Origin of the sequence: Burkholderia latens (assembly GCF_902499045.1) — a bacterium.
In the GTDB taxonomy this organism is placed as follows: Bacteria; Pseudomonadota; Gammaproteobacteria; order Burkholderiales; family Burkholderiaceae; genus Burkholderia; species Burkholderia latens.
Genome location: NZ_CABVPL010000002.1, coordinates 204,965 through 220,937 on the forward strand (window position 1 = coordinate 204,965; position 15,973 = coordinate 220,937).

General features: G+C 62.6%; 5 protein-coding genes and 2 pseudogenes. 2 read left to right on the plus strand and 5 right to left on the minus strand.

Going from position 1 to position 15,973, the window contains the following annotated elements; translation table 11 throughout:
- Positions 1-68: 68 nt before the first annotated feature.
- The 5 genes and pseudogenes from BSE24067_RS02220 to BSE24067_RS32865 all read right to left on the minus strand — a co-directional run.
- Positions 69-593: a S8 family serine peptidase gene (locus tag BSE24067_RS02220; protein WP_151063603.1), complete on the minus strand. Its 525-nt coding sequence runs from the start codon at positions 591-593 to the stop codon at positions 69-71.
- Positions 594-691: 98 nt separating this feature from the next.
- Complete coding sequence (locus tag BSE24067_RS02225) at positions 692-1,417, minus strand: response regulator (RefSeq protein WP_151063602.1); 726 nt, start codon at positions 1,415-1,417, stop codon at positions 692-694.
- A 448-nt stretch (positions 1,418-1,865) separates the two neighbouring features.
- Positions 1,866-2,594: a hypothetical protein gene (locus BSE24067_RS02230; protein WP_151063601.1), complete on the minus strand. Its 729-nt coding sequence runs from the start codon at positions 2,592-2,594 to the stop codon at positions 1,866-1,868.
- Between the two features lie 266 nt (positions 2,595-2,860).
- Positions 2,861-13,759, minus strand: coding sequence for a YadA-like family protein (locus BSE24067_RS32740; RefSeq protein WP_279612897.1), 10,899 nt, complete (start codon positions 13,757-13,759; stop codon positions 2,861-2,863).
- Between the two features lie 141 nt (positions 13,760-13,900).
- Positions 13,901-14,449: pseudogene (locus BSE24067_RS32865) on the minus strand (ESPR domain-containing protein); the annotation flags it as partial.
- A gap of 967 nt (positions 14,450-15,416) precedes the next feature.
- Here BSE24067_RS32865 and BSE24067_RS32255 point away from each other — a divergent pair.
- Positions 15,417-15,530: pseudogene (locus BSE24067_RS32255) on the plus strand (type II toxin-antitoxin system VapB family antitoxin); the annotation flags it as partial.
- A complete protein-coding gene (locus BSE24067_RS02240; RefSeq protein ID WP_151063599.1) occupies positions 15,527-15,910 on the plus strand; it encodes a type II toxin-antitoxin system VapC family toxin in 384 nt (127 codons plus the stop codon). The pseudogene BSE24067_RS32255 and the gene BSE24067_RS02240, both read left to right, overlap by 4 nt.
- Positions 15,911-15,973: the final 63 nt, after the last annotated feature.

Sequence of the window (15,973 nt, forward strand, 5' to 3'; positions counted from 1 at the left end):
GCCGCTGCTCAGCCTGAAAATTCCACCCGGAGCAGTAGCCGCCTAGCGAATGAATGTCGGTCCGTTCATTAGCGAGCCAGGCTATTTCGCTCGGCTGCAGCAGCCGATACGGCAGCTTCCGCATCAAGTACGCCCGCCCCCGGCGAAATCACTGTGCACGGTCGGGTCTTCGACACAATGGACATAAGACATGCCGTGCGTTTCAAAATGCTCGCGACCTCAGCCGGAGTCAACCAGGGGTTGGTCGTCAACATCAGCGATACCACGCCCGACACCTGGGGCGCCGCGACCCTCGTGCGATGCATATAGCCGTAGGATGCATCGGCCGGAGCTCGCGTACCGGTGTTGGAGAATGCCCGGATGTCCGTCGCCGGTGCGCTCGGCGTCATGCGTGGTTGCGTATTGGTGTTCACAACGCGACGGCCGGCCGGGTCGCTTCCCCCCAATGAAATCACGCGCGGGCAATTTGCAGGTGCGTCGATCTCGTTACCGGCATCATTGCCGGCGGCAGCGACAATGGCTACGCCTTGCCCGGCGATAATCAACAAAAAAATTGTGAATAGGCGAAAATATCCGCTGAAATTTTCAATCATGTCAACACTAGAAAAATTGATTCAACGATGACGCGACCCGCTCTTTTAATTACGTAAGCATGCGCCGACGGGAAGAGCGAACCAGAAGACAAAATCAGTTAATTTCGCCAAAGCATGTCTCGTACAGCATCTACCAGATCGACATTGGTCCTCACGCCGAACTTCCTCATTGCACTTGCTTTTTGAGTGCTGATGGTTTTCCGACTCCGACTGAGTTTTTCCGCAATCTCTCCCACTGCCAATCCGCGCTCGAGAAGCCGGACCACATCAAGCTCCCGCGGCGACAATAAATTGGTTCTCGCCTGTCGGCCACTACCACGACTGGAATCGCACAGCATATCGCCCGCAATGTCCGGATCCACATACTTTTTCCCCCGCATGACTTTATCAACGATCTTGGGCAGGAAAAGCGAATCGTCGCTCGACTTCACGACGAACGCGGAAACACCGTTTTTCAGCGCACGCCGGATAGACAAGCCATCCTTCAACTCGGCCAACAGGATAATCTTCACATGCGGATGATTTCTGCGGATCCTTTCAAGCATTCGCATCCCGTCCGGCGCCGGATCGTCGCCAAATGCATAATCGCAAATCAACACATCGCATGCACAGCTGCTCAACAGCGAGGCCATACCGGACAACGTATGCGCGTCGGCGACGATTTGCATACCATCCACACGTGAGAATATGTGGCGCAGGCCCTGCACGATCATCGGATAAGGGTCTGCAACGACAATATCTATTTTTCGCGCCGAAATAAAGTCGTCCCGATTCGTACCGGACGAAGGCGAAATCGAATAACTCTCTCGGTCAATAAAACTCATCGATGGAAATTCCGAACATGGCTATCAAAAAATTGCCTCGATGACGCCTCCGACACGACAGAAGGTATCAGGTCACTGCGACAGTGCGCCATCCCGGGCCGGAGACCGCGACACAGACGGTCGCGCGACATCCAATGCCTGAACAATAGCGCTCGGCACCCCCTCAAGGGACTGGAAAATTCTCATCGTCAGCGCGAAAAAAGCGCATCCGCCGCGCATCATTGGATGTACGACGACCATGGCGCGCGACTGGCGCCGAGATGGGTCGATGGTCCGCATGCCCACCGTCCGGCAGGTGCGCGTGGCTCATGCCTGCCCTTCTCAGCGCAGATGGCCGGTCACGCCCGGCCGAATGGCATTGCCCGATCCCACGTTCGCGAGCACACGCTTGTTGAACGGATTCTGGATCGCATGGATTTCGGCTGGATCGAGCAGACGTCGCCCACCATCAATAGGGAATCAGGCGGGGGTGGTCGATGGAATTGAAATACCACTCGCCGCGTTTGGAGCGGATCTCTCGATGGAGCTGGTGATCCCGTGTCGCTTCACGCCAGTACGCGAATTCCGCGTTCGTCATGTCGAGCCCTTCGGCCACGTCGTCCATGGTGACTGCATGCCTGGCCTTGGATCGCTCGCTCTTGGGCACCGCGCGTACCGTGGCGTGCCGGCCAGGGTTGTAAGACTTGGTCGCGGTCGTCGGGACGGCAGCGTTGCGCACCGGGTCGCGATGCGATGGCTGATATTCCGGCATCGCGAGCGAACCCGCCCCCCTATTTGCGTCCTCCGCGGCAGGTATGCGCGCGGGTGCGGATTGCTGCGTCGATGCAACGGAGATCATGCCGCGATAAACGCTGTCGGGAGACGGATACGCGTCGCCGCTTTCGAGCATATGTGTAGCAACGCAGCACGGCGCCGCGAACGCGAGGCCAACGGCAAGCGTTCGCCGCCACGAGCGGCGCGCAGGACGGTGGCGTCGCCATGGCGCGTTGCCGGATCCGAAGTCCGCGGCGGATGCTTTTGCTTGTTCGCGCGGGACTCCGTGGGGGCACAAGTCGAACACGCGCGGCCCGGGCTCCCGGATTTTCTCGAGCGCGCTGCCGCACCGGCCGTACGGCGGCGGCACGTCGGAAAAAGGGGCGACGAGCGGTAGTGCGAAATGACCGGTGATGTCCTGCATATCCGTATACGAGCGACGAATCCGCCGACACATGACGTGTCGCCTCGCCCCTCCATCACTTTGAATGAAAAGGCGAGTATCACTGTTGATTCCGACCGCCGTAAATCAGCCAAGGACGAATCACCGCAGGCCAGCGTCGGCCGATTCCGATCCGCTCCGTGTTGCACCGGCAGGCGCGCACTCATGCGGAACGCACATAAAAAAAGACCCGCGCGAGGCGGGTCCGGAAATACGGGAGCGGGTTGCCCCGCTCCGTCAGTCGGCCATTACCACTGATACGATGCACCGAGGCCAACGGTGTTGCCACCGCTCGACAAGCCCACACCGGCCTTCATCTTCAGGTTCTTGTTGATGCGAGCCTCCCCGCCGAACGCGACCGCCTGATAGCCCTTGTAGCTCGCACTGCCGATACCGAACGACAGCGTCTTGCCAGGGTCGACACCCGGGATCATCGTCAACGCCGTTGCCGCCGCGATACCCGAATAGGCATTGCGCGATACGCCGTTGATCTGACCTTGCAGCCCGCCAACCGCCCGGTCGAGTTGCCCCTTGGTGGCCGCATCCGACGCATTCACGCCATCCGCGATATTGACGATCCGGCGCTTGCCCTGGTCGGAGCCGTCACCGAACGAGACCGTGTTGTCCTCGTTCGCGACGGAGCCCGCACCAATCGCAACACTGTTGTCGCCCCGGGCCTTCGCACCCTGACCGATCGCCGTGCTGTTCTCGCCGCGAGCCGACGAGTCCTGGCCGATCGCGGTGCTATTGGCCGCGTGCGCATCAGCACCCGCGCCAATCGCCGTGCCGCCCGCGGCGCGCACCGTCGCGTTCGCGCCGACTGCCGTGGCGTTGCCAGCATCGCCGTTGATCGTCGAGCCCGAACCCATCGCAACGTTGTTGCTGCCGTTGCCGGATTGGGCCGCCGTCACCGCCTGGCCCGCTTCGCCCGAACCGCTGATCAGGTCGTTGCTGACCGTACGGCGCGAGTCACCGCCCGAACCGCCGGTGGCTTCGATCTTGCTGACGCGATCGTCCATCGTGCCGAGGCGGTTTTCGAAGTCGCTCTTCAGCGACGACAGCTGGCCGTAGTTCACTGCGTCGTACTGGCTCTTGCCGTCGGCAACGTTGGTCAGCATCACCGGCGCCGCCGCAGGCCCGCCCAGCGTCACCGAACCGTAGTTCGGGTTGCCGTGTGAGTCGACGTCGTAGCGCACCGCCAGCGAATCGGTCGCGCCATACGCCGCAGCCGCCTGCACCGCCTGCGAGACGGTCGCGTACTTGTGACCGCCCACTTCGATCGAATTGACGGCAACGTGCCCGTTTTCATCGACGGTCGTGTCGCCTCCGATCGCATTCGCGACGCTTGTGGCCGTGCCGTGCAGTTGCGAGCCGTTCACCGCATCGGTGCTCGTCGCGCTGACCGCTCCGGCCGCCACGTTGTGCAGGCCAACCGCCGTACCGGCATCCCCGAGCGTGACCGACGCGCGATTCGCCGAACCGTCTTCGTTGCGATCGTAGCGTACCGCTGCGACCGCGTGCCCGGTTTCCGGATCGATCAGACCGCTGTTCTCGATCGTATCCTTCAGGGTCGAGATATCGCTCGCGTTGGCCGTCACGCGCCCGTCGAGATTGCCGATCGCCGCACTGACACTCTTCACCGTCGTCGTGCCACCCTCGAGCGAGTAGCTCGGCGCGGAGATCGTGCCGTCGGCGCCTGCCTGCGAGCCGCCGCCGAGCGCAGTGGCCATGCTCTGCGACGCACCATACAGTTGCGCACCGTTCACCGCTTCCATGCTCGTCGCATTCACCGCGCCAGCTGCAACGTTCTTCAGCGTCGTGCCTTGCTCGCCAGCCAGCGTGACCGTGCTCTTCGCCGCATCGTCGTATGCAACCGCGTTCGGATCCGTGCCGCCACCGCCGCCGCTTGCCGCTGCAGCCGCGATCGCGTCGCCGACGTTACCGTAGGTCTTGTCGCCGACGTGGTACTTCGGTGCCGTCACGCTGCCATCGGCGCCGATGCCCGCGCCACCGCCGAGTGCGGTCGTTACGCCGCTCAGCTGTGCCACGTTCACCGCGTCGGTGCCTTGCGTACCCGCCGCGACATTCACGATCTGGCGCTCGCTTCCGGCGCTACCCACCGAAACGGTATTGGCGCGCGTCGCCTTCGCGCCTGCGCCCAGCGCCACCGCACCGTTCGCCGCGCCCTCCACGCTCGTATTGGCACCCAGCGCCATCGCATTGGCCACGTCCGGTGCAACGCTTGCATTCGTGCCCAGCGCAATGCCGTTGGTCGCGCCTACTGCGGCTTCTGCTGCGTCGCCAATCGCGATCGAGCTTTCACCGATTGCCTTGATGCCGTTATTGCCGACCGCGACCGCGTTCTCGCCGTTCGCCTTCGCGTTCGAACCGATCGCCAGCGCTCCCGCGCCATTGGTCGTCACCTTCGAACCGATAGCCACCGAGTACGCCTGGTCCGCGCCCGTTTGCGCCATATTGCCGATCGCCACCGATTCGTCCGACAGCGCCCCGGTGTTCAGGCCGAGCGCGATCGCGTTCGCCCCTGCCGCATGAGCCTCCACGCCGATCGCAGCGGCCGTCGTGGTATCCGGATCGCCCCCGCTGATACTCGCCGAGTTCGTCCCCCCCATACCGTCGACCACGACCAGGGAATTCGGCTCGTCCGAATCCGCAAGCGCATTGACCCGAGACAACAGGTGCGACTGCTCAGCTGCGACATGGGATTTCAGTTTGCCCAGCGCCTCGAACAACTGCGATCCATTGATCGCATCCGTACTCCTGGCGGTGACGTCCCCCGCTTTCACGTGGACGATCCTGCGTTCGGTCCCGTCATCACCGACGGACACCGTCATCGCTTCGTTCGCAACGGAATTGGCACCCAGCGCAACCGCTCCGCTCGCCAGCGCACGCGCACCGGTACCCAACGCCAATGTATTCGAACCGCCTGCCAGGGCCTTTGAACCGATCGCGACAGACTGAGCGCCGGTCGCGGTCGCGGGTGCGCCGCTGGCCCGGACCTTGATGTACTTCAGATCGATGTTACCTTCAGCCAGCTCGCGCTTCACATCGGACAATCCGGTGTTCAGCTGGCCGACGTTCACCGCGTCGGTATCATCCACGCCCGCTGCAACGTTCTTCAACGCCACCGGCGCTGCTGCGCCCGCACCACCCAGCGTCACCGAGCCGCGATCCGCCGTGCCGTCTTCCTTGCGGTCGTACGTCACCGCCGCGATCACCTTGCCCGTCTCCTTGTCCACCAGGCCGGACTCGGCAATATCGTCTTGCAGCTTCTCGACGTTCGTCGCATTCGTCGTCACGCGGCCGTCCAGGTTCGACACCGCGTCGCCAACGTTTTTCGCCAGAGTCTTGCCGCCGTCCAGCGTGTACGTGGGTGTCGTCACCTTACCGGCTTCGTCTACCTTCGACTCACCACCCAGCGCGCTCGCCACACTTTGCGCAGCGCCATACAGTTGCGAGCCGTTCACCGCTTCCATGCTCGTCGCGTTCACGGCGCCCGCTGCAACGTTCTTCAGCGTCGTGCCTTTCTCGCCAGCCAGCGTGACCGCACTCTTGGCTTCATCGTCGTACGCAACCGCGTTCGGATCCGTACCGCTACCCATTTCGGCTGCGGCAACGATCGCGTCACCCACGTTACCGTAGGTCTTGTCGCCAACGTGGTACTTCGGTGTCGTCACCTTGCCGGCCGAGTCCACCGTCGAACCGCCACCCAGCGCGCTTGCCACGCTCTGCGACGTGCCGTACAGCTGCGAGCCGTTGACCGCCTCCATGCTCGTCGCGTTCACCGTGCCGGCTGCAACGTTCTTCAATGCCACCGGCGCCTTTGCGTCCGCGCCGCCAAGGGTCACCGAACCGCGATCCGCCGTGCCGTCTGCCTTGCGGTCGTACGTCACCGCCGCGATCACGTTGCCCGTGCCCTTGTCCACCAGGCCGGACTCGGCGATATCGTCTTGCAGCTTCTCGACGTTCGTCGCGTTCGTCGTCACACGGCCGTCAAGGTTCGACACCGCGTCGCCAACATTTTTCGCCAGGGTCTTGCCGCCGTCCAGCGTGTACGTGGGTGTCGTCACCTTACCGGCTTCATCTACCTTCGACTCACCGCCCAGCGCACTCGCCACACTCTTCGACGTGCCGTACAGCTGCGAGCCGTTGACCGCCTCCATGCTCGTCGCGTTCACCGCGCCGGCTGCAACGTTCTTCAATGCCACCGGCGCCTTTGCGTCCGCGCCGCCCAGCGTCACCGAACCGCGATCCGCCGTGCCGTCTGCCTTGCGGTCGTACGTCACCGCCGCGATCACCTTGCCCGTGCCCTTGTCCACCAGACCGGACTCGGCGATATCGTCTTGCAGCTTCTCGACGTTCGTCGCGTTCGTCGTCACACGGCCGTCCAGGTTCGACACCGCGTCGCCAACGTTTTTCGCCAGGGTCTTGCCGCCGTCCAGCGTGTACGTGGGTGCCGTCACCTTACCGGCTTCGTCTACCTTCGACTCACCACCCAGCGCGCTCGCCACACTTTGTGCGGCGCCATACAGCTGCGAACCGTTCACCGCTTCCGTGCTCGTCGCATTGACTGCGCCAGCTGCAACGTTCTTCAGCGTCGTGCCTTTCTCGCCAGCCAGCGTGACCGTGCTCTTCGCCGCATCGTCGTACGCAACCGCATTCGGATCCTTGCTGCTACCAATCTCCACCGCGGCCGTAATCGCGTCACCCACGTTACCGTAGGTCTTGTCGCCGACGTGATACTTCGGCGCAGTCACGCTGCCATCAGCGCCGATACCCGCACCGCCGCCCAGCGCAGTCGTTACGCCGCTCAGCTGTGCCACGTTCACCGCGTCGGTGCCTTGCGTACCTGCCGCAACGTTCACGATCTGGCGCTCGCTTCCGGCGCTACCCACCGAAATGGTATTGGCACGCGTCGCCTTCGCGCCTGCGCCCAACGCCACGGCACCGTTCGCCGTGCCCTCCACGCTCGTATTGGCACCCAGCGCCATCGCATTGGTCACCTTCGGTGCAACGCTCGCACCCGTGCCCAGCGCAACGCCATTGGTCGCGCCTACTGCGGCTTCCGCTGCATTGCCGATCGCAATCGAGCTTTCACCGATTGCCTTGATGCCGTTATTGCCGAGCGCGACCGCGTTCTCGCCGTTCGCCTTCGCATTCGAGCCGATCGCCAGCGCTCCCGCGCCATTGGTCGTCACCCATGAACCGATGGCAACCGAGTACGATTGATCCGAGCCCGTTTGCGCCATATTGCCGATCGCAACCGATTCGTTCGACAGCGCCCCGGTGTTCAGGCCGAGCGCAATCGCGTTCGCCCCGGCCGCATGCGCGTCCACGCCGATCGCGGCGGCTGTCGTGCTTTCGGGATCGCCCGTCGCGATGCTCGCGGTGTTGAACCGACTACCGTCCGAACCCATACCATCGATCGTGACGAAGCTCGGGCCTTTACCACCACCGCCACCGCCGCTGGCTGCCGCGGCCGCAATCGCGTCACTGACGTTACCGTAGGTCTTGCTGCCGACGCGGATCGTCGGCGCCGTCACCTTGCCGGCCGCATCCACCGTCGACCCACCGCCCAGCGCGTTCGCCACACTTTGCGACGTACCGTACAGTTGCGAACCGTTCATCGCTTCCATGCTCGTCGCATTCACCGCGCCGGCTGCGACGTTCTTCAACGTCGCGCCTTTCTCGCCGGACAGCGTGACAGCGGTCTTGGCTGCGTCGTCGTACAAGACCGCATTCGAATCCGTACCGCCACCCCCGCTCGCTGCCGCGGCTGCGAGCGCGTCACCGACGTTACCGTAGGTTTTTTCGCCGATGCGATACTTCGGCGCCGTCACGCTGCCATCGGCGCCGATGCCCGCACCACCGCCCAGCGCCGTTGTCACGCCTTTCACCTGGCCCACGTTCGCCGCATCGGTGTCGCCAATGCCCATCGCAACGTTCTTCAACGACACCGGGGCCTTTGCGTCTGCACTGCCAAGCGTTACCGAGCCGCGATCCGCCGTGCCGTCTGCCTTCCGGTCGTACGTCAGCGCCGCAATCGCCTTGCCCGTGTCCTTATCGATCAGACCGGACTCGGCAATATCGCCTTGCAGTTTCTCGACGTTCGTCGCGTTCGTCGTCACACGGCCGTCAAGGTTCGACACCGCGTCTCCAACGTTTTTCGCCTTGGTCTTGCCGCCGTCCAGCGCGTACGTCGGCGCCGTCACCGTACCGCCCGCGTCCACCGTCGAATCACCGCCCAGCGCACTCGCCACACTCTTCGACGCGCCGTACAGCTGCGAGCCGTTCAGCGCATCCGTGCTCGTCCCGGTCACCGCGCCATCTGCAATGTTCTTCAACGCTACCGGTGCTGCCGCGCCCGCGCCGCCCAGCGTCACCGAGCTGCCATGCGCCGTGCCGTCGTTACGGTCGTACGTCACCGCCGCAATCACCTTGCCCGTGTCCTTGTCCACCAGACCGGATTCGGCAATATCGCCTTGCAGTTTCTCGACGTTCGTCGCGTTCGTCGTCACACGGCCGTCAAGGTTCGACACCGCGTCTCCAACGTTTTTCGCCAGGGTCTTGCCGACGTCCAGCGTGTACGTGGGTGTCGTCACCTTACCGGCTTCGTCTACCTTCGACTCACCACCCAATGCGCTCGCCACACTTTGCGCGGCGCCATACAGTTGCGAGCCATTCACCGCTTCCGCGCTCGTCGCATTAACCGCGCCAGCTGCAACGTTCTTCAGCGTCGTGCCATGCTCGCCCCCCAGCGTGATTGCGCCCTTGGCTGCATCGTCGTACAAAACCGCATTCGAATCCGTGCCACCGCCACCGCTAGCTGCCGCGGCTGCGAGCGCGTCACCGACGTTACCGTAGGTTTTTTCGCCGATGCGATACTTCGGCGCCGTCACGCTGCCATCGGCGCCAATGCCCGCACCACCGCCCAGCGCCGTTGTCACGCCTTTCACCTGGCCCACGTTCGCCGCATCGGTGTCACCAATGCCCATCGCAACGTTCTTCAACGACACCGGCGCTTTTGCGTCTGCGCCGCCAAGGGTCACCGAACCGCGATCCGCCGTGCCGTCTGCCTTGCGGTCGTACGTCACCGCCGCGATCACCTTGCCCGTGTCCTTGTCGATCAGACCGGACTCAGCGATATCGCCTTGCAGCTTCTCGACGTTCGTCGCGTTCGTCGTCACACGGACGTCAAGGTTCGACACCGCGTCGCCAACGTTGCGCACAGTGGTCTTGCCGCCGTCCAGCGTATACGTCGGCGCCGTCAGCTTGCCTGCTGCGTCCACCGTCGACTCACCACCGAGCGCGCTCGCCACATTTTGCGACGCATCGTACAGCTGCGAGCCGTTCACCGCTTCCATGCTCGTCGCATTCACAGCACCCGCTGCAACGTTCTTCAGCGCCGTACCTTTCTCGCCAGCCAGCGTGACCGTGCTCTTCGCCGCATCGTCGTATGCAACTGCATTCGGATTCGTACCGCCACCACCGCCGCTTTCCGCTGCGGCCGCAATCGCGTCGCCGACGTTACCGTAGGTCTTGTCGCCGACGTGGTACTTCGGTGCCGTCACACTGCCATCGGCGCCAATACCCGCACCGCCGCCCAGCGCAGTTGTTACGCCACTGAGCTGTGCCACGTTCACCGCATCGGTACCTTGCGTACCCGCCGCAACGTTCACGATCTGGCGCTCGCTTCCGGCACTACCCACCGAAATGGTATTGGCGCGCGTCGCTTTGGAACCGGTACCCAGTGCGACTGCACTATTCGCGCCTTTTTCGACGCTGGCATTTGCGCCCAGCGCCATCGAGTCGGCCACGTTGCGAGCAACACTTGCAGACGCGCCCAGCGCAATGCCATTGGTCGCACCTGCAGCAGAGCTGGCTTTGTTACCGATCGCAATGGAATTCGTGCCGATTGCCGCCACGTTGTTATTACCGAGCGCGATCGCGTTGTCGCCGTTTGCCTTCGCGTTCGAGCCGACCGCCAGCGCTCCCGCACCATTGGTCGTCACATTCGAACCGATGGCTACCGCGTTCGCCTGGCCGGCACCCGTTTGGGCCATATTGCCGATAGCCACTGCGCCATCCGAGTACGCGTAGCTACGCACACCGAGGGCGACCGCATTCGCGCCCGAAGCAATGGAACCTACACCGATCGCTGCGGCAGTGTCGCTCGCAGGATCGCCGCCAACGATGTTCGCGGTATTTTCCTGACTACCGTCCGCGCCCGCACCGGCAACTTGCAAGAATTTCGATGGGTCGACCGATGCCAAGTCTGTCTTGGCTGCAAGGACGTTAGCCGTCAGCGAGCCATGCCGCGACCTGAGTTCCGACGACAGCTTGTCGGTCCGGTCGGTCATCTTTTCGATCGCTTCGGTCAGTTGATTCACGTTGACTGCGTCGGTATCTTCCGTACCATCGGCCACATTCGAAATGCGACGTTCGCGACCGACGTCGCCAACCGATACCTGGTTCGCCTCCGTAGCAACCGAATTCAGACCGATCGCGACCGAGTTGAGCCCGTTCGCGCGTGAACCCGTACCCAAGGCCAGCGAGCCGTTGCCGGTTGCGTTTGCGCCCGAGCCGATCGCGACGGTATTGGCTCCCATGGCGTTTGCGGCCTGCCCCGTTGCCTTGACCTTGATGTAACGCATCGACAGGCTGCCGTCCGACAGCGAATCGCGAATCGACTTCGTTGCATCCGACAATTGGCCGACGTTCACTGCGTCGGTCGCGTCCACGCCGGCTGCGACGTTCTTCAACGTCGTGCCTTTCTCGCCAGCCAGCGTGATCGCGCCTTTGGTCTTGTCGTCGTAGGACACCGCGTTCGGATTCGTACCGCCACCGCCGCCGGTTTCCGCCGCGGCCGTGATCGCGTCGCCGACGTTGCCGTAGGTCTTGTCACCGACGTGGTACTTCGGTGCCGTCACGCTGCCATCCGCGCCGATGCCAGCACCACCGCCCAGCGCCGTTGTCACGCCTTTCAACTGGCCCACGTTCGCCGCATCGGTGTCGCCGATGCCCATCGCAACGTTCTTCAACGCCACCGGGGCCTTTGCGTCCGCACCGCCAAGCGTTACCGAACCGCGGTCGGCGGTGCCGTCTACCTTGCGGTCGTACGTCAGCGCCGCAATCGCCTTGCCCGTGCCCTTGTCGATCAGACCGGACTCGGCAATATCGCCTTGCAGTTTCTCGACGTTCGTCGCGTTCGTCGTCACACGGACGTCCAGGTTCGACACCGCGTCGCCGACGTTGCGCGCAGTGGTCTTGCCGCCGTCGAGCGTGTACGTCGGCGCCGTCACCTTACCGGCTTCGTCTACCTTCGACTCACCACCCAGCGCGCTCGCCATACTCTGCGCGGCGCCATACAGCTGCGAGCCGTTCACCGCTTCCGTGCTATCCGCACTCACCGCGCCAGCTGCGACGTTCTTCAGCGTCGTGCCTTTCTCGCCAGCCAGCGTGATCGTGCTCTTCGCCGCATCGTCGTATGCAACCGCGTTCGGATCCGTACCGCTACCCATTTCGGCTGCGGCAACGATCGCGTCACCCACGTTACCGTAGGTCTTGTCGCCGACGTGGTACGTCGGTGCCGTCACGCTGCCATCGGCGCCGACGCCCGCACCGCCGCCCAGCGCCGTCGCTACGCCCTTCAACTGCGTCACGTTCACGACGTCGGTGTCCTGCGTACCCGCTGCAACGTTCACAATCTGACGCTGGCGTCCGGCGTTCCCCACCGAGACCGTATCGGCTCGATCGGCCGCCGAGCCGGTGCCAAGCGCGACTGCCCACGTGGCATCCGCGCCTACGCTGGCTTGGTGCCCTAACGCGACCCCATTACCTGGGCTGGACTGCGCATCGGGTCCGACGGCAACAGACACCCCTTGCGCCTGCGCGCCTGATCCGATTGCTATTGCACGCATAAGACCGCCTTGCGAGCCATCGACCGCGCGTGCGTCTTGGCCAATCGCAATAGCACCCGAATACCCCTGCCGACCGGCTACTGCGTTATCGCCAATAGCAATCACGCCCGTTCCCGCTCCCGCAGTATCTGCCTTGGCACCGACGCCTACCGCGACGTTTTTACTGGTTGCGTACGCATCCTTCCCGACCGTGACCCAACCGGCATCGAGCCGGTCACTACTCGCCTTCGCAATCGAGGCATTCATCTGGTCAGCCGTCACCGCGGCAACCACCTTGCCCGTCTTCGTATCCAGTAGACCGGTATCAGCAAAGTTGCCTTGCAGTTTCTCGACGTTCGTCGCGTTCGTCGTCACACGACCGTCCAGGTTCGACACCGCTTCGCCTACGTTGTTTGCAGTCGTCTTGCCGCTGTCCAACGTGTACGTCGGTGCCGTCATACTGCCGTTGGCGTCGATGCCCGCGCCACCACCCAGCGCCGTCGCTACGCCAGTGAGCTGCGCCACGTTAGCCGCGTCGGTGCCTTGTGTACCCGCCGCGACATTGACAATCTGGCGCTGATTCTTCTCCGATCCAATTGACACCGTGTTCGTGCGGTCTGCCACAGAGCCACTGCCCAGTGCGACACTATCGATGGCCGCAGCACTGGCATTGAAGCCAATGGCAGCCGACCTGGCCGCCCAAACATAGGCACCCTCACCAAGCGCTACCTGGTGCCATTCCGTAGACGTGAATGAGTTTGCGCCGATGGAGATATTGGTGTCTCCCCCTTCCCCGGCTCCGTACGAGTCTTTTGCAACTGCGTTATCGCCAATAGCAATGCTCCGAGCCCCGGTCGCTTGCGCCGCAGTCGTTCCCCTTGCTTTCATGTACTTACCGGAGTCCGACAGTTCGCCCTTCAAGCTCTCAATGTCGGATGCACTCGTTGTCACGCGGCCGTCGAGACTCGACACCGCTTCGCCAACGTTTTGAACAACGGTCTTGCCGCTGTCCAGCGTGTACGTCGGTGCCTTTACGCTGCCATCTGCAGCAATGCCTGCACCGCCCCCCAGCGCAGTCGCTACACCATTAAGTTGCTTCACGTTCACGACATCGGTGTCTTGCGTACCCGCTGCCACGTTCACGATCTGGCGCTGAAGCGCCCCGTACTTCCCGCCCCCGACCGAAACGGTATCGACACGGTCCGCCTTCGCGTAGTAGCCGAGAGCCACCGACCCGCTTACCGCCTTTGCTCCGGCCCCAATAGCCACACCCTCGTCCTCAGCTCCCGCTCCAGACCCGATAGCCGCAGCAGATTCTTGTGCGCTTGCCCAAGGCCCGACCGCTACCCCGTATTGACCCGCACCGTTTGCATTCAAGCCGATTGCGACAGCGTAGTCTTCCGAAGCACTCGCCTCATTGCCGATCACGACTTGGTCGAATCTACCGGCAACCGCTTTCGGTCCGATCGCAACACTGCCAACGTCCCAACCGTTGTACTTGTCAGCACGCGCGCCGGTACCAATCACGACACTCACATCGCCCACCGAATACAACTGTTTAACATTCGCCGCATCGGCTCCTGCCTCCCCTGCTGCGGAAGATGTAACCGTCGAGCTAGCAACGTCAACGCCACTCGACAACGACGACGCTACTTCTTTTCTATAATTATTTTTGCCACTGTCACATTCAATTGGCTTACCACTTTCCGATTCGCAGTACTGGCTAGCCTCTGCGTTGGACGCATAAGCATGCCCCGTCGCCCCCACCATTCCAACCCCTATAGCAGCTGCCAACACAACCGGGGTTTTTCGCAAAACATCTTTCGACGATGCCCCGCGGGCGCGAGATTTCGCAGTTTCAGAAACCGCTGTCCATGTGCCGCTGGATGCGTTCCAAACCACCTTGTACGACTTATTCATATAACACTCTCTATCTCAACACAAAATAGCGCTCATCCATCAGCATGGACGACCATCGCTATCGAACGAACAGCTGACCGAAATCCCGCCCCACTTCGATTCGGGTAATGGCCGTGAGACCCGCCGGGCTTCATGCTTGCGCCCATTGCTTTACGCTCATGGACGCAATGACGGTCCGACTCCAAAGTCCATCGAATTATCTGCTCCATCCAATGCCGCGAAATATAGGAAGCGACGCAAAAAAGTCGCCCGATGTCCGATTTTTCGACGAAAACATAGGCCATTTCCTATTCGAACGCCGAAGGTCCACCCGAGACGAGTCGATTCAATTAAAAACTGAATTTATATTGGAGGCGCTCACCGGGAGGTGGAAATAACGCACGTCTTCACAAACCACTTTTAAAGTGTGGATCAGGCTTATTTGATTATTTCAGGACGAAATTAATTTTTCCGACTTGTATCGCCTACCGGGAATAGATTCCCAAGGGCTTCTCGCAACGGTCAACGATAGTCGGAGCTACTGACCAAAAGCGCTGCATCGGCACCGGACGCGCCACTCCCCTGCACCGAAGGCAAATATCCGAACAAGCATCCTTGTCGTCGAATGCAGCATAGTCATCCGGAACCCCGCACCGTTTCAGCGGTCGCCCTTTCGCACGGCTGCACACGCCCGTCACGCCACCGCCCGGCGTCTCGACGATTCCCCAGTCCGCCGAACCCCGTCAGCGGATCGCGATAGAGACGCCGCAGGGCCGCGACACGCGCGGCCGGCGCCGGTCTTCGGCAAGCGCGTCGAGCGCCTCACCGTTTATATAGTTCAGGTTATCTTGAATTAGGGTCGGCGTAAAAATCTCGCGTTTGCATCGTTTGTGCGTGTCGATTGCTAGCTCCGCAAGACAATTTGCATTCCGATGCAGCCGGTTTCCTCAGCCCGTATTTGTGCGGGCTCCATTGTCGCTTGGGGACCGCCCTGGAAACGTTCGTCCGTGTCGAGGCCGGCCGACGCCTTGCGGCGCTTGGCGGTCTCGCGCCCGACATGCCGAATGTGCCGCGCCGTAATCCCGCGGCGACGGCCCGATGAGTGTCCTGGTCGACACGTCCGTGTGGGTCGACCATTTCCGGCGGCCGCTCCCGGCGCTCATCCAGCTGCTGCGCAGCGATAACGTCTTGACGCACCCGCTGGTGATGCTCGAGCTCGCCTGCGGGACGCCGCCCGAGCCGCGGGCCAGAACCCTTGGGGACCTCGCGCTGTTGCGTCAAACGCGGCTCGCGATGCCGGGTGAAGTAGCAGACTGGATCGAGCGGGAACGTCTGTATGGACGCGGATGTGGCGCAGTAGATTGCTCGCTGTTGGCCTCGGTACTGCTGACCGCGAGCACTCGCCTTTGGACGCGTGATCGTCGGCTCGCGGAACTAGCGGAGCAATTCGGGGTTCACTACGTACCCCCTGACCTGCCCTGAGCCAAAACGTTACCGGGCCTGTTGCATGATCTCGCGCCTTGCTGAGGCGCGATCAGCTGTCGT